Genomic DNA, 26,390 nt, shown 5'->3' on the forward strand with positions numbered 1-26,390 from the left:
CGACACCGTCTTTTCAGGCTGTTACGGCCTGGTCTTGCGTGATGATCGCTATGACTTCGTCCCGATCCTTCGCATACGCGAAAGGCAGTTCGCCGCCTGGGCGTGTGATCGGGTAGCGCGCTTCTGGCAACCGGCACTCAGCCACGGTGTAACCGCTGTCAGTGATCCAGCAGTTCTGCTGAATCTGTCCGTCTCTATTGCGTTTCGGCGCCCATTTCATACCCAGGCCCTACGCAGGCCCTGCCAGATCGCGTCACCATCGGGAAAGTAGGTATGAACTTCCTGCTCGGGGTTGTTATCCAGTCGAAGGACAGCAATGCAGTCGTCGAACAGACCTGCGTCGAGACGGCGCAGCTCGGTCAGGTCAAATGGATGTGCCGGGCCGTTGTACAGGCCGAGCAGAAAGCGGCCGACTACCCCGCTTTGACCGGAGTCGCGCTGGGCGACTGGCAACAAGCGAACCAGCGCCTCGATGCCTGCTTTGCGTATAGCCGGACGCTCGGCCTGGTATTGAAACAACTCGTCAAAGGCATCTTTGAGCGTTTCGTTGTGCATGGTGCTTCTCCTTGAGTGGCAGGCGTTTCCGCGCCTGGTGTGTGTAGCTGTCGAATGGTCAGGCCTGGAAATGCCAACACTTCACGATGGGCTGCTTGGTAATGACCGCGTTGCTGTGCTTGGCCTGGTAAGCCCGCACCGCGCTGTCCGTCGCCTTGTTGATGTCGATCAGCTTCCGAGAGCGGGAGTCCTTCAGCCGCTCGCGCAGCTCGCTGACATCGGCGATTTTCTGGCGATGCTCAGCGGCGCACTTCACGAAGTCGTTGAGGTTGATGGCGATGATGTTGTCTTTCTTGCTGTGGTTGACCACAGGTCCATCGGCGTCGAGACCTTCAAGGTATTCGTACACCTCCCAGAATTCGGCCACGACCGGGTGATCGGAACTGATGGAGGCCTGGCGCTCTATCGCCATGCGAATGATCTGGGTGCGGGTGTTGCTGATCTGCGCATCGGTGAGCGAAACCACCATTCGCAGGCAGTCGAGTAACGCGAGCAATTGGGCGTGGTTCTTGTTGATACGCTCGACACGGATGTAACCGCGTAGCTTGTTGCCACAATGGGCACAGTCGCTTTGTTCGTCTTTGAAAGGCGTGTCGCAAGAGAAGCAGTGCGAGTGCAGGCAGCGAAGTTTCGCTTCGTAGCTAGGCAAGCGCTGGGCGAACAGGTCCATGACCTCGGCTTCTTTACGCACGGCTTGCAACACGAAGTTACTCAGCTTCACGCCCTCCAAGGCGTTGAGTATGTCGGCAGCAGCGCGGCTCTCCGGGGTCACGTTCGGTCGCACGAAGTGCAGCTTGACGATGCGAGTCATGATCGCCTCGGAGGCCACCACCGGCGCGTTTTGGCTGATGGCGATGGTTCCCCGGAAAGGAGGTTCGTATGTCTCGTTACCCGCGGTTTTGACCCCTTTGGTCGCCAGGGTGCCGCCGCCGTAGTAGTCCTTCAGTTCATCCCATTCGAAAGTTTTGGCGTGCGCCTTGTCCTCGCCGCTCCGGTCGGACTCCAGCAACACGATGGGCATGCCTGATACCTGCCCCATTAAGCGGCTGCGGCCGGCCTTGGTTGATTTGGAAGGGTCGAAGCCCTCATACCCCTCACGGCCAAGCAGCTTCCACAGTAAGGTGAGCAGGGTGGTTTTACCTGCACCGGCCTCACCAGTGGCCTCAAGGAAAGGAAACGACTGATAGCGATGACGGATTTGCTCAGCGAACAACGACCCAAACCAAAACGTCAGGGCCACGATCCCTTGCGTACCGAAGCACTGCCAGAGCAGGTCCAGCCAGCGCGGGTCATAGTTTTTTGCATCCTTGGTTAACTGGATCTTCACCCCTTTCTGCAAACTTTTGAGTTTCAGCTTGCCCATTTCGAAGAACTCTTCTTCGTTGATGCTGATCAGTTGCCCCTCACGAACGGCCACGTCGTTGAACACGTAACAGCTGTATTCCCGGCTGTAGCCGACGTAGTCGATGGTCTGAACCGTTTTGATACCGAACAGCTGGTCTTTCATGATTTTGTCCAGCTGCTGCCCACTGCCGGTGAACACAGCCCCCGCGCCCATGCCAAGAAGTCGCTTCTTGAACTCACTGGCTGCCGCGACCTGGCCGCCCGTGAAAGTGTTTTTCACCGAGCCGCCGTCATGCGGAAAATCCACGCGAAAGAAGTACCAAGACTCGTCGGTTATCTCGTTTCGCTGGAAATAGAGGGCCTTGGGGTAGCAATTTGCGATCTCGACGACACAACCCGACATGCGTAGCGCCTTTTCGCGAATGGCTTTTTCGGAGAGCAGTTGGTCATCCTGTTTGTCGCTGTCATCGAGCGCCTGTTTGGCACTGTTGAATTTGGAGATGTCGAGCTTCCACCAGTACAAGCGAGAGTCGAAACTGAAGTGGAACTCCTCCCGCTCGCGCCACTGATACATGAGCAGGGCTTTGTCGCTGGCGCTTTCGGCAATCAGCAGCGCGCCCTGGTGCCTGGCTTCTTTGAGGTCTTTTTCGATTCGCTGCGCCCGTGCCTCGTCATCGTCCAAAAATGCCCAGCGCTGATGCAGGTCATTCCAATCGACCTTGCGATTGTCGGGTTGCGGGATCTGCGCGGCTTCGCAAACAAAGCCCAACTCTCGGGCTTGCTTGACCCATGCCCGGGTGTATTTCTGCGCGCCAGGCTCGTTGTCCAAGGCCCACACCAATTTAGGCGGCTTGCCTTCACAGTCCGCTATCAAGGTCTTCAGCGATTCCTCAGGGAAGGCGTTCGAGGACAAAGCGGCGACCGCCGAAATGCCGTTATGAATAAGCGCTATAGCGTCGAAAATACCCTCGACAATCCACAGTTCTTCCACCTGAAGAACGTCAACACATGGTGGGCACCACCAGTAGCCCTTGTAGCTTTGCATGGGTTGGAAGCGGGCTTTCTTCTTGCCGAAGCGTGAGGGCTGGTCGATCAGACGTTCCCAGTACCCACCATGTTCAAGAGGGAATCGCACCGTGGCAGAGCCGATATTGAGGTCACGGTCAAAATAACTTTCTTGGGTGTACCAGCCCTCAATCAGTTCGAGGCGAAAACCGCGAGCAAAGGTCAGGTACGCCTTAGCGGTAGCGGCTGGCTGGTCATTGGTAGCTGGCGCACGTTTGCTCCAGTCGTCAAACAGATCGGGATACAGCTCTTTTACCGGGGCCTGGTACCGGCATTTTTCCTCGCGGCCGCAACGGATAAACCATGGTTCATCGTGACGAGAAAATAGGCGCTTCTGATTGCACTTTGGGCATGTGCCCTTGCGCATGTAATGCGTGCCGGCCATATGTTGCAGGCCGTAGTCTGACTCAAGGCGCTGGAGCACATCGGCGCGCAGCTTATGCTCCATGGGCTCGCGTACAAAAGCCTTCGCGCCATGGGTGGGGACGAGTCGCTTATTCATCGGGGCTTACTTCACTTCGCCGAGACTGTGTTTAAGGGCGCCAATCAGGCGTTTTTGCGCGGCCATTACCGGGAAGGCCGCGAGCAACGAGCCATGCCGTAAACCCTCGGGGATCATGCGAAAGCGGTCGTCGTACCAATGCTCGTTAAACTGCTGGGCGTACTGATTCCGTAGCGCCTGGAGCAGCGCTTCGGCCTCTTCGCGGGGCAGTTTTGTTGTAATGGCGACGTCGATTTCCATGGTCCACCTCGGATTTCGGGCAAAGCTCACCCAAACCCACGGGAAGCGGGGCAGGGCGGATTGTTTAAAAGGGGGTTACTGAGGTTGTTGCTTCAGCGCGGCATCGCGCTGGGCCAGCAGGGTCTGCGGTAGCAGCCTCGCCGGGACCGGGTAGCGTAGGTCCGCCCGGGTGTCGATCAAATGGACGACGGTGCTGCCAGGACTGGAGCCCCAGTCCACACCGATCCACTTGCGTTGGTTGATGACCTGCAATTCAGTCCAGGCGTTGTGTACCAGCTGCTGTGCCATGAACACCGGGACTTCCATTGCGGTGGTCATGTGCCGAACGCAGTTTTCGTACAGCAGGTCTGAGTCCACAAGATGCTGGGCTTCGTGCCGTTGCAGGTAGGCGAATGCGGCACGCTGCATGCTGCTGCGGTAGTCGTGGTCAAGCTGTTCATGATTCATTGCGCACACTCCATTTCCATTTGGTCGAGTAGGTCGGGTTGATCGTTGGCGGACTTCATCGCGGCGCGGCGCAGGGCAATGTCAGCGATGGGCAGCTTGACGGAGGGGTTTGCCATGCCGCTTGGGCTCATTTCATGAGTCATTTCGAACTCAGCCCGCACCGACCAGCCGCAGGCCTCGTTGGTGCATTGCAGGTAGGCCACCCGTAGGAAGATGTGCGTGCCTTCGCTGGTGCGGATGCGCATGCGGCCGAGGCAGTGAGGGCAGACAAGTTTGTAAGTGCTCACCCAGCGAACCCCCGACCGTGCAGTTGAATGGTCGCTAGCACTTCGGCGTAGCGGGCTGACATGTACTTCATCAGGGCCGCCACAATGACTTCGGCCTCTCCCTGCTCAATGACACCGTCGTCCAGGGCCTGGGCAATGATCTGGTCAACCAACCCACGTTTGGCGGCAGCTCTTACGGAGCGGTTGTACAGCTCGACGTTATCCAGCGTTCCAGGCACCGCGACGGGCACAAACATGCCGCCATACATGCCGGTGATGTAATCCGCGAGATATGACGTACCCGCCACTTGCTCGAGGCGATGGATATGTTCGTCGCTCAGCGGCCGGCTGCCAGCGTTCTCATAGGCCTGGTTATCAAACTTCTTGATCGGCATCCCAAGGTCAGCCGCGGCGTAGTGCCGGCCCCCGGGGTAAGCGGCAATGACGGCGCTGACTACGTCTTTGCGGTTGGCTAGAACTGGACGTTTCATCTTCTGGTTTCCTACCTTAGCCAACGGGCCTAATTTGTGACGACGCCGTCTTTGATACCGAGCAACACCGCAGCGCGGTGGGACTCGCCCCGCAGACATTTCTTCTGTCCGTTCAAGACGGCGTACACCGTGGACGGAGTCAAATTGTGCTGATCGGCCCAGTCTTTGGCGGAGAGGCCCTGATGCGCGAGGCGCTCACGTGCCTTTCGGCACGCTTGCTCCGTGGGGTATGCGTTCGGCATAGTCTCGTTTCGTGTGATTTCGTGTGATGACAGGCGAAGTATTTCCCATGAATGTGGGAATGTCAACTCGTCGTGGAGACGTTTGTGGGAATTGGTGATCGCCTAAAAGAAGAGCGCGAGCGCTTGGGCTTCAATCAGACCGAGTTCGCGGCGAAGGCTGGCGCCTCGAAAAACAGTCAGTACAACTATGAGAAGGGCGAGCGCAGCCCGGATGCCAGTTACCTTGCAGCAGTCGCTGACCAGGGGGTGGACGTCCTTTATGTGGTGACCGGCCGGCGCTTGTCTACGGACGAAAGTCAGCTGTCCACCGATGAGTTAGAAGTCGTGACGCACGTGCGTGGGCTGGACGATGAAGATAAGGTGGCGGTCATGCGCCTTCTTCGGGCATTTGCACAAAAAAAATAGGAAGTTGAGGCATGAAAAGGACGACGTTTTCAATTTTAGTTTTTGCAATGCTTGCTTCAGGAGCGAGTGACGCCAATGAAAAAAGTCAGAAGGTGTCCAGTCAGGACTACGGCGATGCTTGGCCGTTTACGGTCGACAGCGTTGATCTTCTCTGTGATGGTCCGTCGCCAAAAGCCCTGGTCAAAACCTCAGATGGAACTGTTTATGCGCTGAGCGGCAGTGCACGCAGTCAAGCGAAGGATCGAGGCTGGTCCGACGGTCGTGAGATCACCAAGCCTGACCCAGCGATGCCGTCTGTAAAAATGGATTACAGTAATATCGTCCAACGTGCCCAGGCGCTGTGCGGAAGTTAGTAATTTGCAATAATTTTTCTTTTAATAGAGTGGTAGCACACCTAAACATGCTGAAAATGGCGCTCTCCTAGGTGCTTGTTTGGTACCAAGGTTGGTACCGGGCGCCTGCAAGCGTTGAATGGAGTGACACATGTCAGTGATGAACAAGGTAGATGCCAAGCAAAGTAGAGAAGTAGATTTCAAAGAACTTAATGACCGTGAGAGGATGTTGGTTAAAAAGTTCAGGCAGCTAGATGAAGTGAGTCAGAAAGATATTTTGCGATTTCTCAATGTCTTACTGAGGCTATAAAAGCCTGGGCCCGGTTATCGCCGGGTTTTTTTATGATCGCATATCTACAATCGCGGGCCTAAACTTTAATTTCCGCTTCTGATTTTACTGCTGTAGGCCATTCGGCATAACCTAATCCTACTATATGTTGCTGCCCGCATTTCCAGCATACTTTGATATCGCCATGGTTAACATTGTCGATAGCAAACTTAGAGCCGCATTTTTTGCAGGGGACAGATGGGAGTGTAACGCGATGCGCATAAAATTGGTCTTCATCCATTTTCTTTAAATTATGCTTTGCTCCGCATGCATCGTTGTAACATTCAACTATCGCTTCATTATCTATCTGGCTTTCGCTTACGTACATATCGGAATCACAAAGAGTGCATTTCACAGTCGTTATTGAATTTGCAGTCAATAAGATATCTGCGGTTGAGATGCGCTCTATTTCGTTTAGTATGCCCTCCAAATCGCTAATATTGATTTGAGGCGGATTGACAGATTCGTTTAAAGCAGTGAGATGTAAGAATTTTCCTAATTTATTGTAGGATTTATTTAGCCACTTAACGGAGAACATTTTATAATTTCCAATTTTGTGCCATTCTCCAGAGGGTGTTCCGTCGGGGTTTGGTAAGCAGATGTCAAGTGTTACTTCTTGGTCGGACCTCGGCTCGAAACTGTTTAGTAGCTTAAGAGCCTTCTGAGGTTGCCATGTTTTATAGATAGATCGTGGCAACTTATCGCCAATTTTATTTAATTTTTGATAGACAATGCTTTCAATGCAGAATCTTAATTCTAAGCAAGCATGGCGCAGGGCGCTCTCAGTTCCTCTGAAATGAAAGCTTTTGCTCTCTTTATGTACCCTTCGACAGCGTATATGCTCATTATAGATCCTCGTCTTTATACCTTATCTGTACGCATTCGATTCCATTCCCTATCCACAGCTCGTTTCGCTGTTTTTTCTGTTGCGTACAGCCAGCGTAGCCGCCTAGGTTTGCTCTGGTCACCAGCAGTTACAGTTTTTTCTCTGCCACTTTTCTTGTCACGATAGTACGCGATGATTCCTGTGTAATCCCCTTGGTTTTCCTCCGCCAACCCCTCAACCGTATCCTCGGGTAGCTTGCTCTCCAGCTCCAGGCTAACGGTGTATCCATTGTCTGGGCTGAGGGAGTGCTGCACGTTACCGCCGTACCAGATGATCTCGTCAATTTCCGGCTTCACGCCCTGGAGCGTGTAGGTCAGTTCGGGAATGAGGTCTGGCCGTCCCCGCGCCAGGGTATAGCTGAGCGTCGCGCTGCCACGTTGCAGGCGGTTGAATTCCGCCCGGGCAGCTCGCAGGGCGGACTGGCGGTCGCTGAAGGTGTGCCGTAGGTCTTTGAGGTTTTCACCACCGCCGGCGATGGCCTCCTGTTTCTTCGCACTGTTCACGTCGTAGAAATAGGCGCGGACACCGTCGTAGCTGTCGCGGTCAGCTTGCAGGTAGCGGTGCTGGTCGCCATCGGCGCGGGTGAGGGTAATATGCGGCAGCTCGGCGCCGGTAGCCGTCTTGCCGCCGCCCGCCGGCAGGCACAGCAGGCAGCCGGCCTTGACGGTGACCACCGCATCGAACTCCTCCCCGACGCGGCTGATCAGATTGGCGTCGGATTCGTTGGCCTGGTCCAGCTGAAGAATGGGCAATCCGTCCAGGGCGCCGGCGATGGTGGCGGTGAGGCCGTTGCCCAGGGCGATATCGCCCAGAACATCGCCGAGGGTGGTGTTGCTCCAGCTGCGCTCGCGCTTGGTCTTCAGGCCTTTGCGCAGGTCAGCCGAGCGGGCGCGGATGCTCAATACATCCGGCGCGCCGCTGTGTTCGGTTTCATCGACCGTGTAGGTGCCTTTGTCCACCAGGCCTGTATCGCTCCAACCCAGCCACAGTCGGATGGCCGCGCCTTTGGGCGGGATCGCCAGCAGCCCGTCGTGGTCGCTGAGGGTGATGCTGAGCTGGTCGGCCTCGATCCCGCGATTGTCGGTCAGCTCCAGGCTCATCAGCCGTGGGCTGATCAACTGGGCGATGTCGTTGCCATCGACCGTGATACGAAACGCCGGTACCGGGTAGGCCGCGTCGCGGCGGTAGCGCTCGGCCAGGCCTTCGACGTAGCCGGTCACCTTGGACAGGGCTGCCTCAATCACAGCAGCGCCCTCAAGATGTTGACACCTGCGCTGGTACCGGCGCCGAGCAGATCGATCCGGTCGTCATCGATGCGCTTTAGGTTGATCGTGAATTCAATACGCCGAGGCGTGCCGTCACGGAAGAACAGCGTTTTGGTTTCGCTCAGGCCGTCGATAATCCACAGACCGTAGATCCGGCCGCTGCCTTCGACCATCGGCCATGCCCTGCCGGTGTTTGCCATCAGGCGCAGGGCGTCGAGGCTCAAGGCGCTGCCGGCCAGCTCTGGCAGGATGACGCCGGGCAGGGTGATGGTGTCGTCACCGCGCCCGACAAACTGCCGAGCCGGAGCGGCGCCGACGCGGCTGTTGCTCGCATGTCGCCACTCGGTTTGGCGTTGCAGCTCCTGGTAAGCGGCGGTGGACAGGCTGAACACGAACATACCCAAGGCAAGCATCATGGTGGGTTACTCCAGATCTGACAGTTTGCTGCGTTGGCGGGCGGCTTTTTCGCTGGCGATGCGCGCCAGCTCTGCACGCACGGCGCGGCTGATCGCCTGGGCGTCCATGCCTGGCGTGGTGTGGATGTTGATTTCGTAGGTATCGTGGCTGTCATTGACCGGCGCCGGAGCAGGGCTGATGGGCGCACGATCATCGATCGACAACGAAGAGGCAGCGGCAGCGCCGACCGGGAATTGCGGCAACGGCATGGCGGCCAGCGGCATGGCGGTTGCACCGAGGGCCAGCGTGCCGGCTGCCGTGAGTTGTTTGCTCAAGCTGGTCATGGCGCTCAGCGGCCCGTTTTGGCTGCCCTCAAGCCCCTGGGCCAGGCCGGCCATGGTGAATCCGCCCAGCTCAGCGAAAACACGCGAGGGGCTGTGGATGTCGAGCTTTTCCTTGAACCAACCAATCACCGCATCGCCCGCCCCGGTGATGGCCTCCTTGGCTACGGTCAGGCTGTTGGTGATGCCATTTGCCAGGCCTTGAATCATCTGAGTACCCAGTTCAGCGAACTGTGCAGGCAGGCCTAACAAAAGGCTGAGCATATTGCCGATGACAGCGCCAAAACGTTCGCCCATTGACTGGGCGGCGCCGCCGACGTCCTGGACGGGCGCAAGCAACTGGCCGAACCAGGTGATCAAGCTGCTGACGCCATTTGATATCAGACTGAACAGCGGACGTGCGATGTTGCCCAGCAGCTCCATGGCCGCGCCGACTCCTGGCAGCGTCATGACGACTTGGCCCAGGTTCAGCAGCGATTGACCGAGCCCGGCGAAACTATCGAGCACCGGTTGCAATGCCCCGACCAGGCCCTGCCAGAAGCCGAGGAAAAAGCCCTTGATGGGGTTCCAATACTTGTAGACCAGCACGCCAGCAGTAACCAGGGCAGCGATGGCCGCCAGCAGCCAGCCGATGGGCGTCGCCATAATAGCGGTACCGACCGCACTGATCGCGCCGCCGAGCATCGGCAGCACGCTGGCGGCAGCCAGGCGGGAGCTGCTGACGAAAGCGGGTAATGCACTCAGCAACCCCCCCGCCGAGCGAGTGGCTACCAGGGACCGCCAGACTTTCCCAAGCCTACCAATGTTGGCACCGGCGCCTGCTGCTGCGGTGCGCGTGCCTATCAGTTGGGCTTTCACGATGCCCAGGCGAATGCCAAACATGCCCATGCCGTACCGCACCATGGCGAATGGCCCAAGAAGACTCGCCATCGTCAATGCCAGGCCACCAAACACGAAGGCCAGGCCGGCCACAGCCGCTACGACCTTGACCAGGCCGCCGGCCAATCGTGGGTTCTCCCGAGCCCAGGCGCCGATGCTGTTGGCAACCTCCCCGAGGGTGGTGATGATCTGCTTCAGTTCGGGTGCAACGGCGGCGCCAAACTCGGCCAGGGCGTTGGTGAAACTGCCCTCTGCTGCTTCCATGACGTTGGTGAGGGTGGCGAGCTGTTCGTTGACTCGCTTGCGCAGATCTGCCTGGTTTTGCAGCTTCTGCTGCACTTCTCTATAACCCGCGATCCCCTTGTTCATCATGGTGTTCAAGGTGGTCATTGTTTCGGAGTCGTCTCCGAAAAGCAGTTTGATCGTGGAGGTGCGGTCCTCGTCGTTCAGGGCTTTGAGCTTTTCGACCTGGGCGAATAGATTTTCCAGGCCGGCGAAGTTGCCTTTTTCGTCGGTGAACTTGAAGCGGATGTTTTTACCTTCCAGCTCCATGATTTTGTTGACGTCCTTGATCCCATCCTTGTCCAGGCCGGCCTGGAAGATCTTCCGATAGGCGTTACCGGCCGCGCCGCCTTCCATGCCCGCCTGGTCCATCATGATCAGCAGCGGGGCCAGTTCGGCAGCAGCGTCGATGCCTGACTTCTTGATGGTGTCCATGACCGGCGCGATTTTGCTGAAACCCTGGAGCATGTTGGTCGGGTCTACGCCGGAGTAGAACCCGCGCTGGATGATGTCCATCAGCGCCATCATGTCTTTTTCAGATGTTCGGGTTGCGTCCTGCATTTTGGCGGCGAATTCAGCCGCGGCGGTTACGGGCATCTGCAACTGAACGCCCAGGTACGCGGCTGCTTCACCAGTGCCGCCGAGAATGCTCTGCGCGCTCAGGCCCTGGCGCCGCAGCATGGTCATCATTTCCTGGAAGTCGGCCGTGGTACCAGGCAGGCGGTCGCCCAGCTTGGTCGCCAGGTCGGTGATTTTTTGGAAGTCTTCAGACACCTTGCCGGTGCCGTCCATCATCGAAACCTTGAGTTGCGTGGCCGAGTCTTCGTTCGGCGCAAAGGCACCGATGGCCTTCGCCACCGGCCGACTCGCTGCATATCCCACACCTAAGCCGGCGGCGCCGTTCATAGCCATGTTGCCTGCTAGGTTCTGGGTTTTCTCCAGCTTGGCGCGCTCGATAGCAAGGCGCTTTTGCTGAGCATTCAACGCGACCAGGCGCTTGCCCTGTTCGCTGATGCTGGCGTTGGTGGCGCTGATTTGCTCGCGCAGCTGGCGTTCGTGACTGCTGAGGTTTTTGGTGCTGATGCCCGCGCCTTGCAGTTTGCTGCGCAGGGCCTGGAGCTGTTCGCCCTGTTGTTGATGCTGCTCTTTGAGCTTCTGAGTCTCACGCACCGCTGCGCGGAAGTCCCTGGTCATGGCCTTGGTGGGTGCGCCTGTGGCGGCGAACTGCTGGGACAGGGCCCGGACTTTGTGGCGGGCCGCGACGAGGGCTTGTTCGGTCTGCTCAGCGGCAGCGCGCTGGGTGCGCCAGGCGCTGACGTCCTTCTGTTGGGTGTTGAGTTCTTTGAGGCGGTCGCGAGCTTCCTTGAGGGCGCGGGCGGCACCGATGCTGCCGTTGTTGATGGCCTTCAGGGGGCCGCTCGCCTTGTCGATGGCATTGAGCAGTACCTGAAGTTTTAAATCATTCGCCATCGGTGGAACTCCGCACCCGGGCGCGCTCGCGCCACTCCATCAGTTCTTGCAGGCCCAGTTGGTCCATGTCAGCTGGTGCCCAGTGGAAAACCACGGCCAGATCGGCCATGGCGTCTTCTACGCAACGAGGGACGCGTCCGTCTTCACCGACTTCTGCAACAAAAAACCGGAAATCTTGCTACCACAGGCGAGCAGGTCGGCCGGGTCCATGCTGGCGGCTTCGGGCGCCGTGATGCCAGGGCTACTGATACGCGGCAGGATCTTGATGAGGGTGGCTACGTCCATGTTCAGCAGCTCGACCAACTGCACACCGCGCAGCTCGCCGGATTGCGGTTTGCGCAGGGTGATGCTGTCGATGACGGTCTTGCCACGGGTGATCGGGGTGTCCAGCTTGACGGTGTTGTCGTCAACCGGGGGCAGCGCTTCGAGGGTGTCTTCTGGTTTCATAACTTGCTCCAGTTTGCAGGGTTAACCGCCCTGGGTCAGGGCGAGATTGGTCAGATGCCGAGGGCTCGGCGCTGCTCGGCCATCATGTCTACGCCATCGACGACTTCGATGAAATTGAGCAGGTCGATTTCGATGATCTCTTCGTTATCGACGATCAGTTTGTAATAGGTGCAGGTGGTGGTGATGCTGTGCTCGGTGTCTTCACCCGGCTGCGCATCGCCCATTTCGATGGTTTCGTGCCGGCCGCGCATTACAACTTCTACGGCGCTGATCTCGGCTGTGTCGTCCTGCTGAAACGATCCGGTGAAGCGCAACGCGACGCCCGAGGCGTTGACGGCGCCGAACTGTTTGAGTGCGATCAAATCCAGCCCGCCGGTCTTCCATTCGAATTGGATGCCATCATCCGAGAAGCCCAGATCGGCCTTGACCGGGCCGTTCATGCCGCCGCCGCGATAGGCTTCCATTTTGCGGCCCAGCGGGGGCAGGGTGACCGACTTGACCACGCCCAAGTAGCTGTTGGCGTCGTTGAACAGGTTGAGGTTTTTGAGTTTGCGAGGCATAGCCATGGTGCGTGTCTCCGTTGCGCAGGCGCGGGGTCAGCTCCCCTTGCGGGGAGTCCCGGGTTAGCTGTTGATCTTGCTGGCGAAGTCGATCAGGTAGCGGTCAGTGATGCGTTGCCGCAACGTGAGGTCTTCCAGCGGAGGCACCGGCGTGTAGTCGTAGTCCAGGAACAGCTTGCCGGCCTTGAGCGTGTCCTTATCGTTGGCGTCGTCTGGGTACCAGCACTTACCGCCGATCAGATAGCCCGCCGTAACCATCTCGCGGAACTTGGCATTGATCCCTTCGATAAGGTCGCGAACCAGGGAGGCGTGCAGCGGCACGTCCACTGCCCACATGTGCGCCTCCGCCATGGTGTCGGCGAGGATTTGAGCCGTACGGGTGTAGTTCTCAAAGGCGAACAAAGGATCTTCACTGGTCGTGCGACTGCCCCAGAAGCGGAAGCCGCCCTCATTGATCAGCGTGGTGACTTCGTTGCTGTTGAGGTAGTTGGCGTCCGTGGCCGGGTTTTGCAGATCCCAAAACACATCGGCGCTGATTCCTGTCACGCCGTTGACAGCGACGTTGGAGAGCGTCTTGTGCCAGCCCACCTCCTGATCGATCTTGGCACGCAAACCCAATGCACGCGCCACTGCCGAGGTGGTGACGGTCGCGTTAGTGACGGTGCTCCAGTTCTGAAACTCCGGCCAGATGACCATGGCTTCGCGGGCGCCGAAGTTGTCACGGTAGGCGACTACCTCTTCCTTGGTTTTGCAGTCCCAGGCGCTGACGTAGGCAAATGCGCGCAACTGCTGGGCGATGGTGACCAGGGCGGTGGCCACCGGCAGGCTGTCGAGACCTGGCACACCCAGGATGCGTGGCACCATGCCAACGCGAGCCTTGGCGGCGAGAAGGGCTTTCAATCCGGTGTATTTACCCTCTGCCGTGGTGGTGCCGATCAGGGCACTGGTGGTTTCCGCCTCGGTGGCCCCTTCCTTCACCCGCACGACGATGGTGTAGGGCTTGGTCTGGTCGGCGATGGCCTGAAGACTCTTCGCCAGGGTGCCCGTGGTACCGGCCTTGCCGATGGCGGTTTGAACGTTCGTCAGCAGTACCGGTGTGTCGAAAGGGAAAGCGGTCGCATCAGCGTCGTCGGCCGTGCAGACCATGCCGATAACAGCGGTGGGGATGGTGCGAATGGGGCGGGTGCCGTCGTTGAGTTCGATGACCCGCACGCCGTGAAGATAATCGGCCATGGGTTTGCCTGCGCAGTGATTGGGATGACAGTGCACAGGCTGCCGCGCGCGCGCCGGTTGGGCGAGCGCGGGGGGTTGTAGGTCAGGAAGCTACAAGGTTTGGGCGATGGCGCTCAACCTCAATGGTTGGATTCAGCCAGCCAGATCGGTGCCACGGGCCGTGATTCGTTCAACGGAAACTGAGTCGTTTGCGGCCACTCCCGCAACAGTCGCCGATACATCTGCAAGTCGGTGTACTGCTCACCCGAGAGGGTTGTTGGACCACCACCTTCCATTTCGTCGCGATGGCGCGCCACTACCGGATCGGTAGCCGCTAATTCAGCGTCCCGCCAGGAGCGCTCTTGGTCGGCTAACTGGGCAGCGGTGAGTTCAGGCGGTTCAACCAACTTAGGAAAACCTTGCTTGTCTGGCTCGATTTGCTTGCCCTTTTCCTGTCCCTTGAGCAGTTCAAAATAGAGACTATCGGAAATCTCTACGACATCTTCCGGCATGTTGACGCCGTGTATCGATGGCTCATAAAAGCCGCCGTCTATCGCTCTGTAAAACATATGTCCCCCTAATAACCGCGTGCCGTCCAAAAATGCTGAGGTGCTGAATTTGTGCTTGTGCCGGAATGCGAATAATAAAACTGTGCCTTCGAATAACTGCCAACTTGCACTGGCGCGCCTCGCGAGGCCGGGAAATGTGTACCAGCATCCACATAGGTCATTTGGACATTGACGCAAGCTGTTGGGAACGCCACGGGGAACGTAATCAGCGTGGAGACGTTCGGGGCCGACCCGCCCGATAACCCCCACTGTTCAATTTCACCGGATGGAAGACGTCGCCAGCCAGTCACGCCAAGGGAGGATGCGAATATCGCCGAGTGCCGCAACGCAGCAGTACCGCCGATCAGGCGCCACTCACTCGAAACCCTGCTCAGCAGCGCAGTTTCCCCCTGCCCCAGAACAAGAGATACGGGCACACCGCTAGCATTCGTTAAGAGATCGGCGCCCGATGTAAGCAGCGTCACTGCGCCAGCGCCAGCGCTCGCCAACAAGATCATTGCACCCTGCGCCACTGGACCAGCAGACGGGAGGGTAACGCTGATAGGCGTGGCAGAGGCCGCGCTGACGGCGCCACCGACGCTTCCAACACCCAGCACTGTGCTGGCGGAGATTGCATTGAAATTCGCCCACTCGACGCCCATTCGTTTTACGAACTCGGTAGTAGCCAGCGCTTTGCTGTTATCGAACTGGGGCGGAGTAACGAAGTTCGGACCAGCCATCACTCCTGCGTAACGCAATGCTACCGTACCGCCCACCAGCCGCCACTGACCTTCCAGGCGGATAAATTCCGCTGTATCTCCTAAGGCCAATACCATTGGTCCTGAGACGCCCGTCGAGGTGTAGATAACATCAGCGCCAGCGCCGACAACTTTCAGCCCTCCCGAGCCAGCGCAGGCCAGCGTAATGGTAGCTCCTTGCGCAATTCCCGAAGTAGGCGGCATGGTCGCCGTGAGTTGTGCCGCATCGGAGAAGCTGTGAAGGCCTCCGACGTGTACGGACGAAAGGGCCAGGCTCGCACTGTTGGTAGTAAAACCTGAGAACTCGACGCCGCGTAACTTGGCAAACTCAGTGGTCGCCAGCGACTTACTGCTGTCAAACCTTGCAGGGGTTGGTGCCGTGGGATTACCGGCGAAACTTGGCGACATCAAACGAGCAAGCCCATCGGTGATGTCTTTGAACGTGAGCGCAGTGGTGCCCACGACTATTGGACCATCCGTTACCAGCTGCCAAATCGTATCGGCCTGTGTAGCTCCAGCCTCGACAGCCACCGTCAGATTCGGTGTCACTCGCACGTTATTATCGGCGTCCTTGGCACGTATCCAGGCCCCAACGGCGACCTCATAGGGGCCGTTGTCCTTGGCGGCCGTCTGGTTCTTGACCAGCACCCGGTCACCGGCATTCAGCGATACACCGTCCACCACCTGCAAGCCGACCAAGCTGATGTTGGTCGTGGTGCCAGCGCGCACTGACTGCTTGATATCGAGCTTGCTCAGCTCATCCAGGATCTTGGTATCAACATACTTGCGAGTTGCCAATACTACTGAAGGGTCGATTTTCAGATCGACGTTAGCCGTGTTGCTAACGATCAGATTCATTCGCACGACTTGCGTTCGGCCTGATCCCTGGGTCAGCAAGGGCTTGTAACTTGGCGCACAATTTGCGACAGCAACCAGGTCGCCATCGGCGTCATACAGGCCGACTTCACGGATCCACCACCCACCGATGTTTTCGGGGATGACCTGCTCGGCGATGATGATATTTGGATTGGTAGGATCAACGCTGAGTTGATTCAGCGGGGCGCGCCTGCGCTCGTTGATCAGCCGTGTCTGCTGCTCATTGGGGATCGGGTCGGTGTCATTGGCATCGCCGACGCCCATTTGCGCGAACGTCCAAGGAATCCCTAGGGCGTCCGCGTTGGCCTGCTTGGCTTTGCCGACAGCGGTGAGGATGGCGAAGAACTGGCTGTTTTGGTCTGTCATGGGTAGATGTCCATGGTGTCGATCTGGTGTTCACGGCCGCCCTGATGGATGTAGCCCGTGACCTCGATGTCTCGCTGTGTAGGTGGGTAGATATCAATCTCGTCGCCTTCGGTGATGCAGGCGCCGATTTGAACTGAACCAGTGGTTTCCAGGCTGATGGCAAGCCCGGTGAGGTGGCGTGTCAGGGGCTTGGCGTCGTCGATCAGCCAGGTGAGTTCCTGGTACATCTCCTCGGTGATACCCGTGTCGAGCACGCCGACCTTGAGCTTGAACGTGGCGCGAGGGCCGACCGGCACGGTCTGCCACCACTCGATGATTTCAATCAGGTAGCCGAGTGGTTCAACAACGCGGCGCAGGGAGCCGATGGTGCCTTTGCGCGAGTGGATGTAGTACGCGCTGCGGATGGCTGCTCGCTTGGCCGCTTCGGTCCATTTGCTGTCCCAGCGGTCCACGGAGAAGGCCCAGGCCAGGTAGGGTAAAAGCGGCAGCGGGCAAAGATCGGGGTTGTACAGCGTGCGCAACGGAATCGGCACACGCTGGATCTGGGCCAGCGCCCGCGCTGCTTGGCGCTCCAATGGGGTCGAATTGCTGGGGAGCAGCGGCGCGTCTGCCATCATTCAACCCCCAGCGCCAAGTCGATGGCCGTGCAGTACGGGGCCTGGTACTTCGTGGCAACGATGTCCGCCCAGTTCTCCAGCACAACCTTGCGCACGCCCTCGACGTGCAGCGAGGCGTGGATAATCGATTCCGAGACTTCCAGGCCCAGGCGACGCCGCTGGCGCACGAAGGCCAGCAACTGCGCATTGGCTGCCGCGAGAATCAGCTCGCTTTCAGGGCCAGAGGTTGAGAGAAACAGCTTGGCCTTGACCTGGTAGTTGATGACCTGCGCGCTTTGCACGGTGAGCCGATCCGCGACCGGACGGCGGTCGTCGTCGCTGAGGTAGGCATTGACCTTTGCCAGCAGCGCGGGCGAGGCAGTGCCGTCACCCAGGATCGATTGCACAGTCACCACCGCCTCGGCCGGGGCGGGGCTCTCCGCAGTAGCATCGGCCACCTGGCCGTCAGCAGACCGTGCATGGAAGATGTAGCTATTGCGCGGGCCGGCGGTGCTCAGTCCTTCCCACGCCATTTGAGCCCGCTCGCGCAGGCTGTCGTCGCTTTCCATCAGCAACGGTACCGGCGGCACGGCCGTGGGCTTGGCGGCCTGGATGACCAGGCGCTTGACGTTGAAGTTGCCTGCCAGGTTCTCAAGATCACTGCCCTTTGCCAGGGCCAACATGTTGGCAACGGACGCCTCGTTGACGCGCTGCCGCCAGACCGTCTCGCGGTAGGCGTTTTCCTGTAGCAGCTTGGTCAAAGGTTCAGACTCCAGCTCAAGCCGTGCAGCGATTTCAGCCTGCTCCTCGACGGGCCACAGGCTGATTGCAAACGTCTTGCGCTCGGCGAGGATCCGCTCGTAATCGATCTGCTCAACGACCTCGGGCGCGGGGAGCTGGCCCAGGTCAATCGCGACGAATGAGTTCATGCGCTGCCCCCCAAGTTCAGAGGCACGCTCAGGCTCAGCGGCTCGTTGCTATCGACGATGCTGCCTTCAATGTCCAGCGAGGATTGGCCTTGCAGCGTGGCGCCCAGAAACTGCACTCGGCTCAAGCTGATACGCGGCTCCCAACGCATCAGCGCCATGACGGTGGCCGCGTACACCTGCAAGCGGGTGATGTCGTTGAACGGATGGTCCACCAGCTCGGGCAACAGGCTGCCGTATTCTCTACGCATTACCCGGGTACCGAGGCGCGTACTGAGGATGTCGCTCATGGACTGGGCGATGCTTTCCACAGTGGTGATGGCGGCGCCGGTGTGTCGGTTCATTCCGGTTTCCCCGTCTTGCCGCTGCCAGGCATTACGTCGCCGTGCAGGTGTTTCACCAGGCTGATGCCGGCGGCCACCACATCCTCTGACACGGTGACTTTGCCGGTGACGTTCTGGTTGCCGGTCTGGGTGTAATCGCCCAAGTGCGTGATGTTGCCGACGATGTTGATGCCGCCGGTGCTGATGAGGTTGGTGGTGCCGCCATCGATGAGCGTGGCGTTGAGATGGTGAGCGATGCTGTCGTACTCGATCACCGTGCCGTCGCGGTAGGTGACGCGGTGTAAGCCTTCGCGGTCGCCGTTGGCGGGGATTTGGTCGCTGAAGAGGCCGGTCAAGGCGACGCCGTTGCCGAGCTGGCCCGAAGGGCTGAACAGCAGAACTTGCTCATTAACGGTTGGCGGGTTCCACTCCCGGTCGGCGCCGGCTCGCAGGGTGATCCACGGCAGCCAGGCTGTAGTCAGGGTTCCGGTTTTTACCTGCACACGCGGGGGCTGCATCTGGACGGCAGCGATAGTGCCGAAGCGGATGAGGTTTTCGATCAGGCGGGCGAGGGTGGCTAAGTCGTTCATGGCGCCCATGTTCGCGTCCCGCGCACGCGTGCACAGCAACCTAAGGTTGTAGGCATTTAAGCTACAAACCCCAATAGACAGGGAGTCATGGAGGGCGTACTTTCCAGCTTTTCCGTTAGGGCAGGAGCCAGTGTTGTGCTTACAGAATTGGTGGCGAAAGCTTCATCAGAATCATTTGTTGGTCTTTCAGGCGTAATTTTTGGATCTCTGCTGACAACGTTTGGTGTCTGGCTTACAAACAATGCAAATGCGAAAAGGCAAATGCAGCAATTGGCACATGAAGAGCGTCTTAGCAGTCAAAAAATAAAAAAAGAACGCTTAGAGGAGCTGTACATTCTCGTATGTCATTGGGGAAACCTTTTCTTCAGCCAATACATGAATCTGAATTTAGTCATGGATGGACATATTGATTACAACGAATACCTTGATAGAACCAGCACCAAAGACTTAGGCGGCTTCGATTTCAGCCGGATTGAAATGATCATCGATATTTATGGTGCTCAGTTAGGACCTGCTTATGAGAAAGTAATGGAAGCACGTGAAGCTATCAATAAGGTAAATGCCGCTCATAAGTCCGCTTATAAACAAGGTCGTGCCGGAGACGTATTCAAGCGCCCAGCTGCCGATGCACAAATGGCGTTTGGTGAAGCCTGCGATGAGCTTAAGCGAGTAATCAGCGAAGCTGCACGAGCAGCATGATTTATTGATTGCTAGTGAACGCAATTAAAAGACTGTCGCGGATCAAGTCGAGGTCCGCTTCTGTAAAACCGAGCACTTCACGCTGGTCATATTTCACTTCGGATGTTCCCCGCTCAGCACGGTCTTTCAATCCAAATTGGTGCACTCTGGCAATCCGGGCAACTCGCCCGGTAAAGCCGATAGAGATGGCACTGCCGTCGCCCTGAACCTTCAAAAATTTCGCCGTGCGCAGCTTCTGAAACATCTGTCCCTTTCGTTTCACTCTCCCTTGCTTCCCACGCAGGTTGCGCTGCTTACGCGGCGCGTACTTGCTCCCGTCTGGGTTGCGCTGGGCGATGATCCGCTGTTGCTGGCTGCGCCGCAGGGCCTGGCCGATGCTACGAGCCAGTTTGTTGCGCGATGCCGGTTCCAGTTGTCCCAGCAGGCCGGCCGCCCAATCCTCCAGCGTTTCCAAACGGTTGGTCATTTCGGCACGACCCATTCACTGCCGGAGCCTTGGGCGCCAGGTATCCACGCCGGATCGAGGAACGCGGCTACGCGCTTAGGTTCGCCTGGGTGGTGGACGGTGGTATTGCCGTCGGCGTCTTTCCCCACAACCACACGCTCGGTCAGGGGCAGTGTGAGGCTCAAGTCCACCTTGCTGTTGTCCAAGATGTCGGCCTCGAACTGGATGCCCTCGGCGGACTTGTTCAGGTTCTCCAGCAGTTCGGACTGGTTCACGCTCAGCCACCCCAGCAACGGCAACATGACGCTGTCCGGATGACCTGCGTAGTCGGTGAGGATGACCTGTAAATCAAAGCTGTATTCGAACGACAGCGAGGCAGCCGCGGTGCAGCGGATTTTGCCGTTGTCGATGAAGATCAACAGCCGGTCGGGGTTGTGCTTGAGTTCGGTCACGGTGGCGAGCAAGTGAGCCTTGAGGCTGTCGGGCTTGTTCATGGTTGGGCCTGCTGGTGCTTGTAAACCATATCCACCTGACCTGCACATTCAGCCCACGCGGCTTCGACGCGGTCCTGGTCGGTGAGTTGATCGCCGTTATTGAGCGGGCCCGTTGCCGGCAGGGTGCAGGGCACCACGGCCGGACAGCCACTGACGATAAGCGTCGGCGCCGGTGAGGGTGGGGCGCTCGCGCAGCCGGCGAGCAAGCTCAGGCAAAGGCTGGTCAGCCCAGTTGCGAAGGTCTTCGTTTTCACGTTTCAGCGCCTCGATGGTTTGTTCGCGCTTTGCCAGGCCCTGGCGCAGCTGATCCTGCTGGGTTCGCAGGGCAGCCTGGGCGATGCGTTCGTCGTTCAGGGTATTTTGCAGGGTGCTGAGATTGGCGCGAAGCCTGTCAGCTTCATCTCGGGCGATTTTGGTGTCCTTCCCCGCGAGTTCGGTATCCTTCTCTGCCACGGTGATGCGTTGCTCTTGGCCCCAGATGAGCAGCGCCAGGGCGCCCAGCAGGGCGATGCCGTACAGCGCCTGGCGCAGGGTACTCATGCGCGATACCAACCCAGTTTGTTCATGTCGCCTACGTCCATCAGCTCCACGGGACCTCGCACGACGACTACCCGGCAACCTGGTGTCACGTAGGCCAGTGCTTCGCACAGCAGCTCCATATCGGCTTGTTCGGTACTTTCGGGCACCACCAGCAGATCGCCGTCCTTCACGTTCAACTGTTGCACGCGTTCAAGGTCGATCATTTTAGGAGTTCTCCAAGGTAGAGCAGCCGGAATTCTTCTGGGCTGTGCGAAGCACGGGCCTCTTCGAGAATGTCGGACATATGGATCTGCCAGGTGTAACGGCAGAAGTACCGGTTATTGGCTTCGATCAGGCGTAATAGCAGATCGTTTTCTGAGGTATGAACGCCCGCCGTCCGTTGGAATCTCGGTGTGGTTGCGTAAAAGGCGTCCGCCCGGATTCTGGTCGAATTGAGCCAATCGAATTCGTCGTAAAACCAAACAGCATTTGCAAAGTCTTCGCCGAATAGCACGTCTTCGCCGTCTTCCAGAATCACAGCGCCAGGCAAGCGGCGGCGCAGATCTTCGACCAGCCCTTTCAAGGTAACGAAGCAAACCTTCCTACCCGTAACAAGGTAGGGTTGGGCAAGTTGAATCAGCCGTTCGGTTTTTCCGGTTAGTCTCGGACTGATTTCAAGGTAAGCGATTTGAGGGGGGGTCATGCCGCTACCCCTTGGCCGCAGCCGCACTCAGCGTGCCGCTCATAGGCGCGTTGGAGCTTGATGTCGTACAGGTTCCGCTGATAGTCCGGGCCGTTGTAGAGCTTGGCGAATTCGGCCCATTTACGGCCTTTCAACGCCTTATGCAGTACCGGGTCGGTCTTGATGAAGCGCACGAAGGCGGCGAGCTGCTGAGACTCGCCTGCGCTCATGTCTTCGACAAACGCTTGCACACTGACATAGCCCAGGCGCTGCCAGTGAAAGCCCATGATCTGGAACGCACCCCATGAAGCAGATTCCAGCGCGGCAGTGTCATCGATCAGACGCGCATGGTTCAGGCGTTGGTGTTCAGCAGTACCGCCGGCATAGCCGCCGGACTTCGGATTGACGATTGCCGGATTGGCTGCGGCCAGTTGGTCGGCGTGGCGCTTGAGTTCGTCGGGGTTGTCGCCGTCGTGGCGTGGTGTGGCAAGCTGGCGGTACATGATGTGTCGTTCGAACAGAATCACTGGCTTACCGTTGGACAGGAAACCCTTTCCCTTCGATTCCACCTCGTTGACGGCATAGACGCTCGCCAACGGTACGTCGAGGACCTGCGCGGCCTGTACCAGGTCCTCGTTTTTCAGCAGGAGCTGGCAGTCACCGCCACCCAGGCTGGTCTGGGTCTTTTCGCCGACAACGCCATCGGCGACCAAGCCGACTTTCAGCTGATACGCCCGCACGGAGGCTTCGGTGGAGTCACCGTAGTCGCCGTCCACCACCAGCCTTGCGCCGTGGTCGTTCAGGTTCTTTTGTAGGATGCGCACCGCTTGCGAGCGGTCGCCGTGGCGGAGCGTCGTCATAGCTGTTCTACCTTGCGAGTGAAAAATTTCTTGGCAGCGGCGCGAGTCCCCTCGACGCCGAGTAAACCGATCACTCCACCGAAGAACGGCGCGGTGGAAGCGGGGATACCGAGCAGCGCCAGACCATGGCTGGCGGCCAGTGCCAGGGCACCGCAAAGCGGGGCCTCAACTGCCATCCGGCGCAGGGTTCCGCCGCCGTACATGATCCGTAGGGCGGCGATGGTCAGGGCCAGGATTCCCGCGTATAGGGCCGGCCAGTTCTGTTCGAGCCAGGCGGCGAGCCAAGCCCAGGTGTCGGGACGTTCAGGCATGCGCTTCATTCCGTGATCCAGGATGGGTAGGTTCGTGGGCTCGCTGCAGGTTGATCAGTCCCATAGGTTCACCATCTGCCGCTGTGGGGCGGCCGTCTGGGCTTCGGGCATTTGCACAGCCAGGCCTTGGGGCAGGATCGGTCCGTAGTCGGCCAGGCCGGGGTTGGCTTCGAGTACCGCTTCGGTTACGCCGGCGGTGCGGCCGTAGTGACGCCAGCACAGAGCGTCAACGGTGTCGTTTTGAAAAGCGCGGACGGTGATGGGCATCAGATCAGCTCCACGGTAGTGCGGTTGATGCCGAGGAAGTCACGCACGGCCCAGCGCAGGTCGCGGCGGTAATCGTCGATGTTTGGCGTGAGTTCTTCGGCGTTCTGGTTGCCGCTGTTTGTGGTGTCGTAGGAGCGGTAGCGCTCGCACACTTCGGCACCGGTGGCGGCTTCGATGGCGCGGCGGTAGAGGTGCTCCAGTACCGATACGTCGTTGATCTTGTCACCAGGAACATCTGCCAGTTCGGCATGGCCTGCGGCTTCCTGCCTGGCTCGCCATTCGCTCAGCTCACGGTTGACGCTGATGGCGGCGGCCACAGCGGCGGTTTCCAGGCGTGGCGCGGTGACGCTCGCGTCGATCCTCAGCGTGGCGCGCAATTGATCCAGATCGATGGAGGGCCAGAAGGCGTCGGTGTTGATATGGCCGCTGGCGACTGTGCCGCCGGCTACGAATCCGCTCATGGAACAGCACTCAAAAATAGGTCGCCGGTGGTCGGGGCTTCACGTTCAGGAGGAGCGGCCTGGCCGATCCGCCCCGAGCCGGCGGGGTGCGTGGGGACGCTCGGTTAGCCGGCAGGGCCGGCAAGCTTGTTGAGCAGGCGTTCTGCCCGCTCCAGATCTTTCTTGCCACCGCAGGCATCGTGCAGGGCGATGGCTTTTTTCAGCAGATCCACACCGGCCTGGAGCTTGCCGGGTTGGCCCGGGGCCTCTTCGGTGATGCCTTCCAGCGTGGCGCGGCCCATGGCGAGAAACAGCTTGGCGCGGGCCTGGTCGGGCATGTCTTCGGCGTCGGTGAGTTCGGCGGTGCGATGCAGGATCGCCAGGTCGAACGGCTCGCCAACCTTCTGGGCCTTGAAGGCTGCCGTGGCGACTTCCTCGGCGACCAGGCAACCCAAGGTGCGTGCGAAGCGGTCGGGCATAACCATCTTGTGTTCCAGCACGTAGGTCGCGATGTCGAGCCCACCGGTGAAGTCGCCGGCATCGAAGCGCCAGACCATGACGGTGGTCAGCACTTCGTCCTGTGCGCCCTGGCCGCCTTCCAGCACACCTTGCACGTAGGATTCATAGCTCGGCAGCAACTGACGCTTGAGTTCAGCCTTGCCCTGGTTGGACTGGACCTGTTTCAGGCGCAGACGGTCTTGCAGCAACTGGTTGAGCTGGTGCTCGTAGGCCGTAGCGCCCGCCATGGTTTGGGTGGGCTCGGTCGCTGCCGACTCAATGGCGGCAGTGACCCGTTCAAAGTGACGGCGGCAGGGGTTGGTCATGATGGCCGCCTCAATTCAGGGTGATGTTTTCGGCCATGGCCGCGCAGCCCAGGTCTTCGATGACGTAGCTTTCGTTCACCGACTCGTAGTTCTCGATGCGGTCGCGCTTGGCGTTGTCCACGACGGTGCGGCGGCGGGTGCCTTCCTGCCAGTAAAGCGATAGGTTGTCCAGGCGGGTGACCAGCAAGCCGTTGGCCGGGAAATGGGGCACGCGCACCGCTGGCAGGTTTCCGAGCCGTTTTTGACTGGTGACGATGTCGGCCGCCAGCATTTCGGTCGGTGCCTGGGTCTTGTTGATGATCGGGAAGTACTTGTCGGCCAGCAGTTGGCGACCGCAGATGACCACCAGTTCGGTGTCCTCCTGATACCAAGGCTCGATGAACTCATTGACCATGCTGACGACCAGGGCGTCGATGTTTTCAAAGTCCTTGCCGGCACCGATTTCGATTTTTCCGCTGCCGGCCGCCACCTCATCCAAAACCCGGGCAGGGTTTTCCAGGCGCATCTTTTGAAGCCAGCCGATGTTGACGTCCTGCAACAGCGGGTTGGTTGCCGGATTGGATGTCGCGGCGCGGCTGATGCCGTTCCAGCCAATCATGATCCGGTTGAGCGCCTGGGCTTTGATGATGGCGTCGCGGATGCGTGCTTGAAAGTCCTTGAACTTGGCCCACTGGTCCAGCTTCTGGTAGCGCAGGCTGGTATCGAAGTTGGTTTGGGTGCAGGTGTACCCACGGTCGTCCAGACCGCTCGGGTCGCGGGGCTCGCGGTCTTTGGTAGTGGTGTCGGTGGTGCTGGCAATGGTGCCGTCGATACCGATGCCGACCTTTTCACCCGACTGTTCCGATACGCCGTAGACGTTGATGGCGCTGAGGAACGCGCTGGATTCTTGAATGCGGGTTTCCAAGGTCTGGGCGACGCTTGGGTCTGCTGTGAATTTGGTGGTGACGTCAGTCACCCCATGCAGTTGCGCCAGTTGTTGCAGGTAGGCGTTGAACAATACTCGGGTGTCGTTACGCATCTTGATCGTCCTTCATGATTCGGGGCTGTGGTTGGGCTGCTGTCAGCAGTCGGTCACGACCAGGTCGTTGCCGCCGGTTACAGGCGGACGCGTTTTCTGGCTGTGGTCCTGGGTGGTGGAGAGCTTGTTTTTCAGCTCTGTGAGTTCCGTGCTGACCTGGTCGAGCTGGGTTTTCAGCCCCGCGGAAAATTGCTTTTCTGCGGCCAGTTGGTCGGGCAGATCCTTGACGTGTTCGGCGATGGCCTCGACCGCCTCGCCGATCTGCGCGAACTCGGTGTCGTCCTTGGCCTGTTTGCCGGTCAGCAGGGCTTGCACCTTGCTGAAGAGCTGGGCGCCGATGCTTGGCTTCTCTTCGATTTCCTCGAACTTCAGCTCAGTTTCCAGCGCCTCGGTAAACATTGAGGTCGCCGAGTAGTGCCGGTCCTTGAACGGACTGGCGTCGGGCTTTTGCGCCGAAAACGCCAGGACGTCGGTGCCCAGGCTGGCGGGCGAATCGGTGACAGCCAGGCCGACGATGTAGGCCTCGCCGGTGTCGGCAAAGCTGTCGTCGATTTCGATGGAGGTGTAGATCTTCTGTTTCGCCTTGTTCATGGCGATCAGCTCTGGGGTCGGCTCAACCTGGGCGAACAGGGCCAGTTTCTTCTGGCCGTTGATGTCCACCTCTTCGGTTTTCACTGCCAGCACGTCGCCATAGGCCTTGAACGGGCTGTCGGGCAACAGACTGCGGAAGTGCTCCAGCCAGATACGGGCGCCGTAGGTGGACGGGTTGAAGTTCTTGGCGGCCTGTTCCAGCCAGCTGCGTTTGATGGTGCGCTTGTCCGAAGTAGCGCCCTCGACGGCGACGCGGAACCAGTTGCTGCGAAACTTCTTCATGCCGGGAATCCTCAGTGCGT

37 protein-coding genes and 1 pseudogene are annotated in these 26,390 nt (G+C 58.9%); 4 read left to right on the forward strand and 34 right to left on the reverse strand.

What is annotated here, in order from left to right:
- Positions 1 to 216 precede the first annotated feature (216 nt).
- From ACLEJQ_RS12225 to ACLEJQ_RS12255, 7 genes are all read right to left on the reverse strand, one after another.
- Positions 217 to 555 (reverse strand): DUF7673 family protein, encoded by a 339-nt coding sequence (locus tag ACLEJQ_RS12225; RefSeq protein ID WP_440795258.1) that lies wholly within the window; start codon positions 553 to 555, stop codon positions 217 to 219.
- A 58-nt stretch (positions 556 to 613) separates the two neighbouring features.
- A complete protein-coding gene (locus ACLEJQ_RS12230; protein ID WP_440795260.1) occupies positions 614 to 3,466 on the reverse strand; it encodes a toprim domain-containing protein in 2,853 nt (950 codons plus the stop codon).
- A gap of 6 nt (positions 3,467 to 3,472) precedes the next feature.
- On the reverse strand, positions 3,473 to 3,706 hold the full coding sequence (locus ACLEJQ_RS12235; protein ID WP_144924063.1) for a hypothetical protein: 234 nt from the start codon (positions 3,704 to 3,706) through the stop codon (positions 3,473 to 3,475).
- Between the two features lie 75 nt (positions 3,707 to 3,781).
- Positions 3,782 to 4,153, reverse strand: a complete 372-nt coding sequence (locus ACLEJQ_RS12240) for a hypothetical protein (RefSeq protein WP_024778232.1) — start codon at positions 4,151 to 4,153, stop codon at positions 3,782 to 3,784.
- Positions 4,150 to 4,440 carry an ogr/Delta-like zinc finger family protein gene (locus ACLEJQ_RS12245; protein WP_003183346.1) on the reverse strand — a complete coding sequence of 97 codons (291 nt, stop codon included), beginning with the start codon at positions 4,438 to 4,440 and terminating at the stop codon, positions 4,150 to 4,152. The genes ACLEJQ_RS12240 and ACLEJQ_RS12245 overlap by 4 nt, the downstream gene beginning before the upstream one ends.
- Complete coding sequence (locus ACLEJQ_RS12250) at positions 4,437 to 4,910, reverse strand: YmfL family putative regulatory protein (RefSeq protein ID WP_440795263.1); 474 nt, start codon at positions 4,908 to 4,910, stop codon at positions 4,437 to 4,439. Before ACLEJQ_RS12250 ends, ACLEJQ_RS12245 begins: the two co-directional genes overlap by 4 nt.
- A gap of 29 nt (positions 4,911 to 4,939) precedes the next feature.
- Positions 4,940 to 5,152 (reverse strand): DNA-binding protein, encoded by a 213-nt coding sequence (locus ACLEJQ_RS12255; RefSeq protein WP_027912655.1) that lies wholly within the window; start codon positions 5,150 to 5,152, stop codon positions 4,940 to 4,942.
- A gap of 84 nt (positions 5,153 to 5,236) precedes the next feature.
- Between ACLEJQ_RS12255 and ACLEJQ_RS12260 the strand changes: the two genes are divergently transcribed.
- From ACLEJQ_RS12260 to ACLEJQ_RS12270, 3 genes are all read left to right on the forward strand, one after another.
- On the forward strand, positions 5,237 to 5,557 hold the full coding sequence (locus tag ACLEJQ_RS12260; RefSeq protein ID WP_440795265.1) for a helix-turn-helix domain-containing protein: 321 nt from the start codon (positions 5,237 to 5,239) through the stop codon (positions 5,555 to 5,557).
- Between the two features lie 11 nt (positions 5,558 to 5,568).
- Complete coding sequence (locus ACLEJQ_RS12265; protein WP_440795267.1) at positions 5,569 to 5,910, forward strand: DUF2511 domain-containing protein; 342 nt, start codon at positions 5,569 to 5,571, stop codon at positions 5,908 to 5,910.
- Between the two features lie 130 nt (positions 5,911 to 6,040).
- Positions 6,041 to 6,199, forward strand: a complete 159-nt coding sequence (locus tag ACLEJQ_RS12270; RefSeq protein WP_440795269.1) for a hypothetical protein — start codon at positions 6,041 to 6,043, stop codon at positions 6,197 to 6,199.
- Positions 6,200 to 6,257: 58 nt separating this feature from the next.
- Here ACLEJQ_RS12270 and ACLEJQ_RS12275 read toward each other — a convergent pair whose 3' ends face one another.
- The 14 genes from ACLEJQ_RS12275 to ACLEJQ_RS12340 all read right to left on the reverse strand — a co-directional run bounded on the left by ACLEJQ_RS12275 (position 6,258) and on the right by ACLEJQ_RS12340 (position 18,938).
- Positions 6,258 to 6,755, reverse strand: a complete 498-nt coding sequence (locus ACLEJQ_RS12275) for a hypothetical protein (RefSeq protein WP_440795271.1) — start codon at positions 6,753 to 6,755, stop codon at positions 6,258 to 6,260.
- A 323-nt stretch (positions 6,756 to 7,078) separates the two neighbouring features.
- The gene (locus ACLEJQ_RS12280) at positions 7,079 to 8,347 is read right to left on the reverse strand and encodes a phage late control D family protein (protein WP_440795273.1); all 1,269 of its coding nucleotides are present in this window, start codon (positions 8,345 to 8,347) and stop codon (positions 7,079 to 7,081) included.
- Positions 8,344 to 8,784 carry a phage tail protein gene (locus ACLEJQ_RS12285; protein ID WP_145132730.1) on the reverse strand — a complete coding sequence of 147 codons (441 nt, stop codon included), beginning with the start codon at positions 8,782 to 8,784 and terminating at the stop codon, positions 8,344 to 8,346. The genes ACLEJQ_RS12280 and ACLEJQ_RS12285 overlap by 4 nt, the downstream gene beginning before the upstream one ends.
- 6 nt (positions 8,785 to 8,790) lie before the next feature.
- Entirely contained in the window at positions 8,791 to 11,736 is a 2,946-nt protein-coding gene (locus ACLEJQ_RS12290; protein ID WP_440795275.1) for a phage tail tape measure protein, read from the reverse strand.
- Positions 11,726 to 11,845, reverse strand: coding sequence for a GpE family phage tail protein (locus ACLEJQ_RS12295; protein ID WP_003183333.1), 120 nt, complete (start codon positions 11,843 to 11,845; stop codon positions 11,726 to 11,728). Before ACLEJQ_RS12295 ends, ACLEJQ_RS12290 begins: the two co-directional genes overlap by 11 nt.
- A gap of 8 nt (positions 11,846 to 11,853) precedes the next feature.
- Positions 11,854 to 12,183 carry a phage tail assembly protein gene (locus ACLEJQ_RS12300; RefSeq protein ID WP_440795278.1) on the reverse strand — a complete coding sequence of 110 codons (330 nt, stop codon included), beginning with the start codon at positions 12,181 to 12,183 and terminating at the stop codon, positions 11,854 to 11,856.
- Positions 12,184 to 12,233: 50 nt separating this feature from the next.
- Positions 12,234 to 12,749, reverse strand: coding sequence for a phage major tail tube protein (locus ACLEJQ_RS12305; protein WP_440795280.1), 516 nt, complete (start codon positions 12,747 to 12,749; stop codon positions 12,234 to 12,236).
- Between the two features lie 57 nt (positions 12,750 to 12,806).
- Positions 12,807 to 13,976: a phage tail sheath protein gene (locus tag ACLEJQ_RS12310; RefSeq protein ID WP_440795282.1), complete on the reverse strand. Its 1,170-nt coding sequence runs from the start codon at positions 13,974 to 13,976 to the stop codon at positions 12,807 to 12,809.
- Between the two features lie 119 nt (positions 13,977 to 14,095).
- Entirely contained in the window at positions 14,096 to 14,467 is a 372-nt protein-coding gene (locus ACLEJQ_RS12315; RefSeq protein ID WP_440795284.1) for a phage tail assembly chaperone, read from the reverse strand.
- Between the two features lie 65 nt (positions 14,468 to 14,532).
- Entirely contained in the window at positions 14,533 to 16,503 is a 1,971-nt protein-coding gene (locus ACLEJQ_RS12320; protein WP_440795286.1) for a phage tail protein, read from the reverse strand.
- A complete protein-coding gene (locus tag ACLEJQ_RS12325; protein ID WP_440795536.1) occupies positions 16,500 to 17,117 on the reverse strand; it encodes a phage tail protein I in 618 nt (205 codons plus the stop codon). Before ACLEJQ_RS12325 ends, ACLEJQ_RS12320 begins: the two co-directional genes overlap by 4 nt.
- A complete protein-coding gene (locus tag ACLEJQ_RS12330; RefSeq protein WP_440795288.1) occupies positions 17,117 to 18,028 on the reverse strand; it encodes a baseplate J/gp47 family protein in 912 nt (303 codons plus the stop codon). Before ACLEJQ_RS12330 ends, ACLEJQ_RS12325 begins: the two co-directional genes overlap by 1 nt.
- Complete coding sequence (locus ACLEJQ_RS12335; RefSeq protein WP_440795290.1) at positions 18,025 to 18,369, reverse strand: GPW/gp25 family protein; 345 nt, start codon at positions 18,367 to 18,369, stop codon at positions 18,025 to 18,027. The genes ACLEJQ_RS12330 and ACLEJQ_RS12335 overlap by 4 nt, the downstream gene beginning before the upstream one ends.
- Positions 18,366 to 18,938, reverse strand: a complete 573-nt coding sequence (locus tag ACLEJQ_RS12340; RefSeq protein WP_440795538.1) for a phage baseplate assembly protein V — start codon at positions 18,936 to 18,938, stop codon at positions 18,366 to 18,368. The genes ACLEJQ_RS12335 and ACLEJQ_RS12340 overlap by 4 nt, the downstream gene beginning before the upstream one ends.
- Before the next feature lie 135 nt (positions 18,939 to 19,073).
- Between ACLEJQ_RS12340 and ACLEJQ_RS12345 the strand changes: the two genes are divergently transcribed.
- Entirely contained in the window at positions 19,074 to 19,637 is a 564-nt protein-coding gene (locus ACLEJQ_RS12345) for a hypothetical protein (protein ID WP_440795292.1), read from the forward strand.
- Position 19,638: 1 nt separating this feature from the next.
- Here the strand turns inward: ACLEJQ_RS12345 and ACLEJQ_RS12350 are convergent, their stop codons facing one another.
- The 13 genes and pseudogenes from ACLEJQ_RS12350 to ACLEJQ_RS12410 form a co-directional block, all read right to left on the reverse strand.
- Complete coding sequence (locus ACLEJQ_RS12350) at positions 19,639 to 20,103, reverse strand: phage virion morphogenesis protein (RefSeq protein ID WP_440795294.1); 465 nt, start codon at positions 20,101 to 20,103, stop codon at positions 19,639 to 19,641.
- The gene (locus tag ACLEJQ_RS12355) at positions 20,100 to 20,576 is read right to left on the reverse strand and encodes a phage tail protein (protein WP_440795296.1); all 477 of its coding nucleotides are present in this window, start codon (positions 20,574 to 20,576) and stop codon (positions 20,100 to 20,102) included. The genes ACLEJQ_RS12350 and ACLEJQ_RS12355 overlap by 4 nt, the downstream gene beginning before the upstream one ends.
- Positions 20,573 to 20,761: pseudogene (gene lysC / locus ACLEJQ_RS12360) on the reverse strand (Rz1-like lysis system protein LysC); the annotation flags it as partial. The pseudogene lysC and the gene ACLEJQ_RS12355, both read right to left, overlap by 4 nt.
- The gene (lysB, locus tag ACLEJQ_RS12365; protein ID WP_440795298.1) at positions 20,673 to 21,116 is read right to left on the reverse strand and encodes an Rz-like lysis system protein LysB; all 444 of its coding nucleotides are present in this window, start codon (positions 21,114 to 21,116) and stop codon (positions 20,673 to 20,675) included. The pseudogene lysC and the gene lysB, both read right to left, overlap by 89 nt.
- A complete protein-coding gene (locus ACLEJQ_RS12370; protein ID WP_092166525.1) occupies positions 21,113 to 21,319 on the reverse strand; it encodes a hypothetical protein in 207 nt (68 codons plus the stop codon). Before ACLEJQ_RS12370 ends, lysB begins: the two co-directional genes overlap by 4 nt.
- Entirely contained in the window at positions 21,316 to 21,798 is a 483-nt protein-coding gene (locus tag ACLEJQ_RS12375) for a hypothetical protein (protein WP_440795300.1), read from the reverse strand. Before ACLEJQ_RS12375 ends, ACLEJQ_RS12370 begins: the two co-directional genes overlap by 4 nt.
- A complete protein-coding gene (locus ACLEJQ_RS12380; protein ID WP_440795302.1) occupies positions 21,795 to 22,637 on the reverse strand; it encodes an N-acetylmuramidase domain-containing protein in 843 nt (280 codons plus the stop codon). The genes ACLEJQ_RS12375 and ACLEJQ_RS12380 overlap by 4 nt, the downstream gene beginning before the upstream one ends.
- Entirely contained in the window at positions 22,634 to 22,957 is a 324-nt protein-coding gene (locus ACLEJQ_RS12385) for a phage holin, lambda family (RefSeq protein ID WP_003183304.1), read from the reverse strand. Before ACLEJQ_RS12385 ends, ACLEJQ_RS12380 begins: the two co-directional genes overlap by 4 nt.
- Positions 22,958 to 23,002: 45 nt before the next feature.
- Positions 23,003 to 23,215, reverse strand: a complete 213-nt coding sequence (locus ACLEJQ_RS12390; RefSeq protein ID WP_440795304.1) for a tail protein X — start codon at positions 23,213 to 23,215, stop codon at positions 23,003 to 23,005.
- Positions 23,215 to 23,676 (reverse strand): head completion/stabilization protein, encoded by a 462-nt coding sequence (locus ACLEJQ_RS12395; RefSeq protein WP_440795306.1) that lies wholly within the window; start codon positions 23,674 to 23,676, stop codon positions 23,215 to 23,217. The genes ACLEJQ_RS12390 and ACLEJQ_RS12395 overlap by 1 nt, the downstream gene beginning before the upstream one ends.
- Before the next feature lie 104 nt (positions 23,677 to 23,780).
- The gene (locus tag ACLEJQ_RS12400; RefSeq protein ID WP_024778260.1) at positions 23,781 to 24,479 is read right to left on the reverse strand and encodes a terminase endonuclease subunit; all 699 of its coding nucleotides are present in this window, start codon (positions 24,477 to 24,479) and stop codon (positions 23,781 to 23,783) included.
- Between the two features lie 10 nt (positions 24,480 to 24,489).
- A complete protein-coding gene (locus tag ACLEJQ_RS12405) occupies positions 24,490 to 25,497 on the reverse strand; it encodes a phage major capsid protein, P2 family (RefSeq protein WP_440795308.1) in 1,008 nt (335 codons plus the stop codon).
- A gap of 42 nt (positions 25,498 to 25,539) precedes the next feature.
- Positions 25,540 to 26,370 (reverse strand): GPO family capsid scaffolding protein, encoded by an 831-nt coding sequence (locus tag ACLEJQ_RS12410; protein ID WP_440795310.1) that lies wholly within the window; start codon positions 26,368 to 26,370, stop codon positions 25,540 to 25,542.
- Positions 26,371 to 26,390 lie beyond the last annotated feature (20 nt).

Origin of the sequence: Pseudomonas sp. SMV71, assembly GCF_052042015.1 — a bacterium.
In the GTDB taxonomy this organism is placed as follows: Bacteria; Pseudomonadota; Gammaproteobacteria; order Pseudomonadales; family Pseudomonadaceae; genus Aquipseudomonas.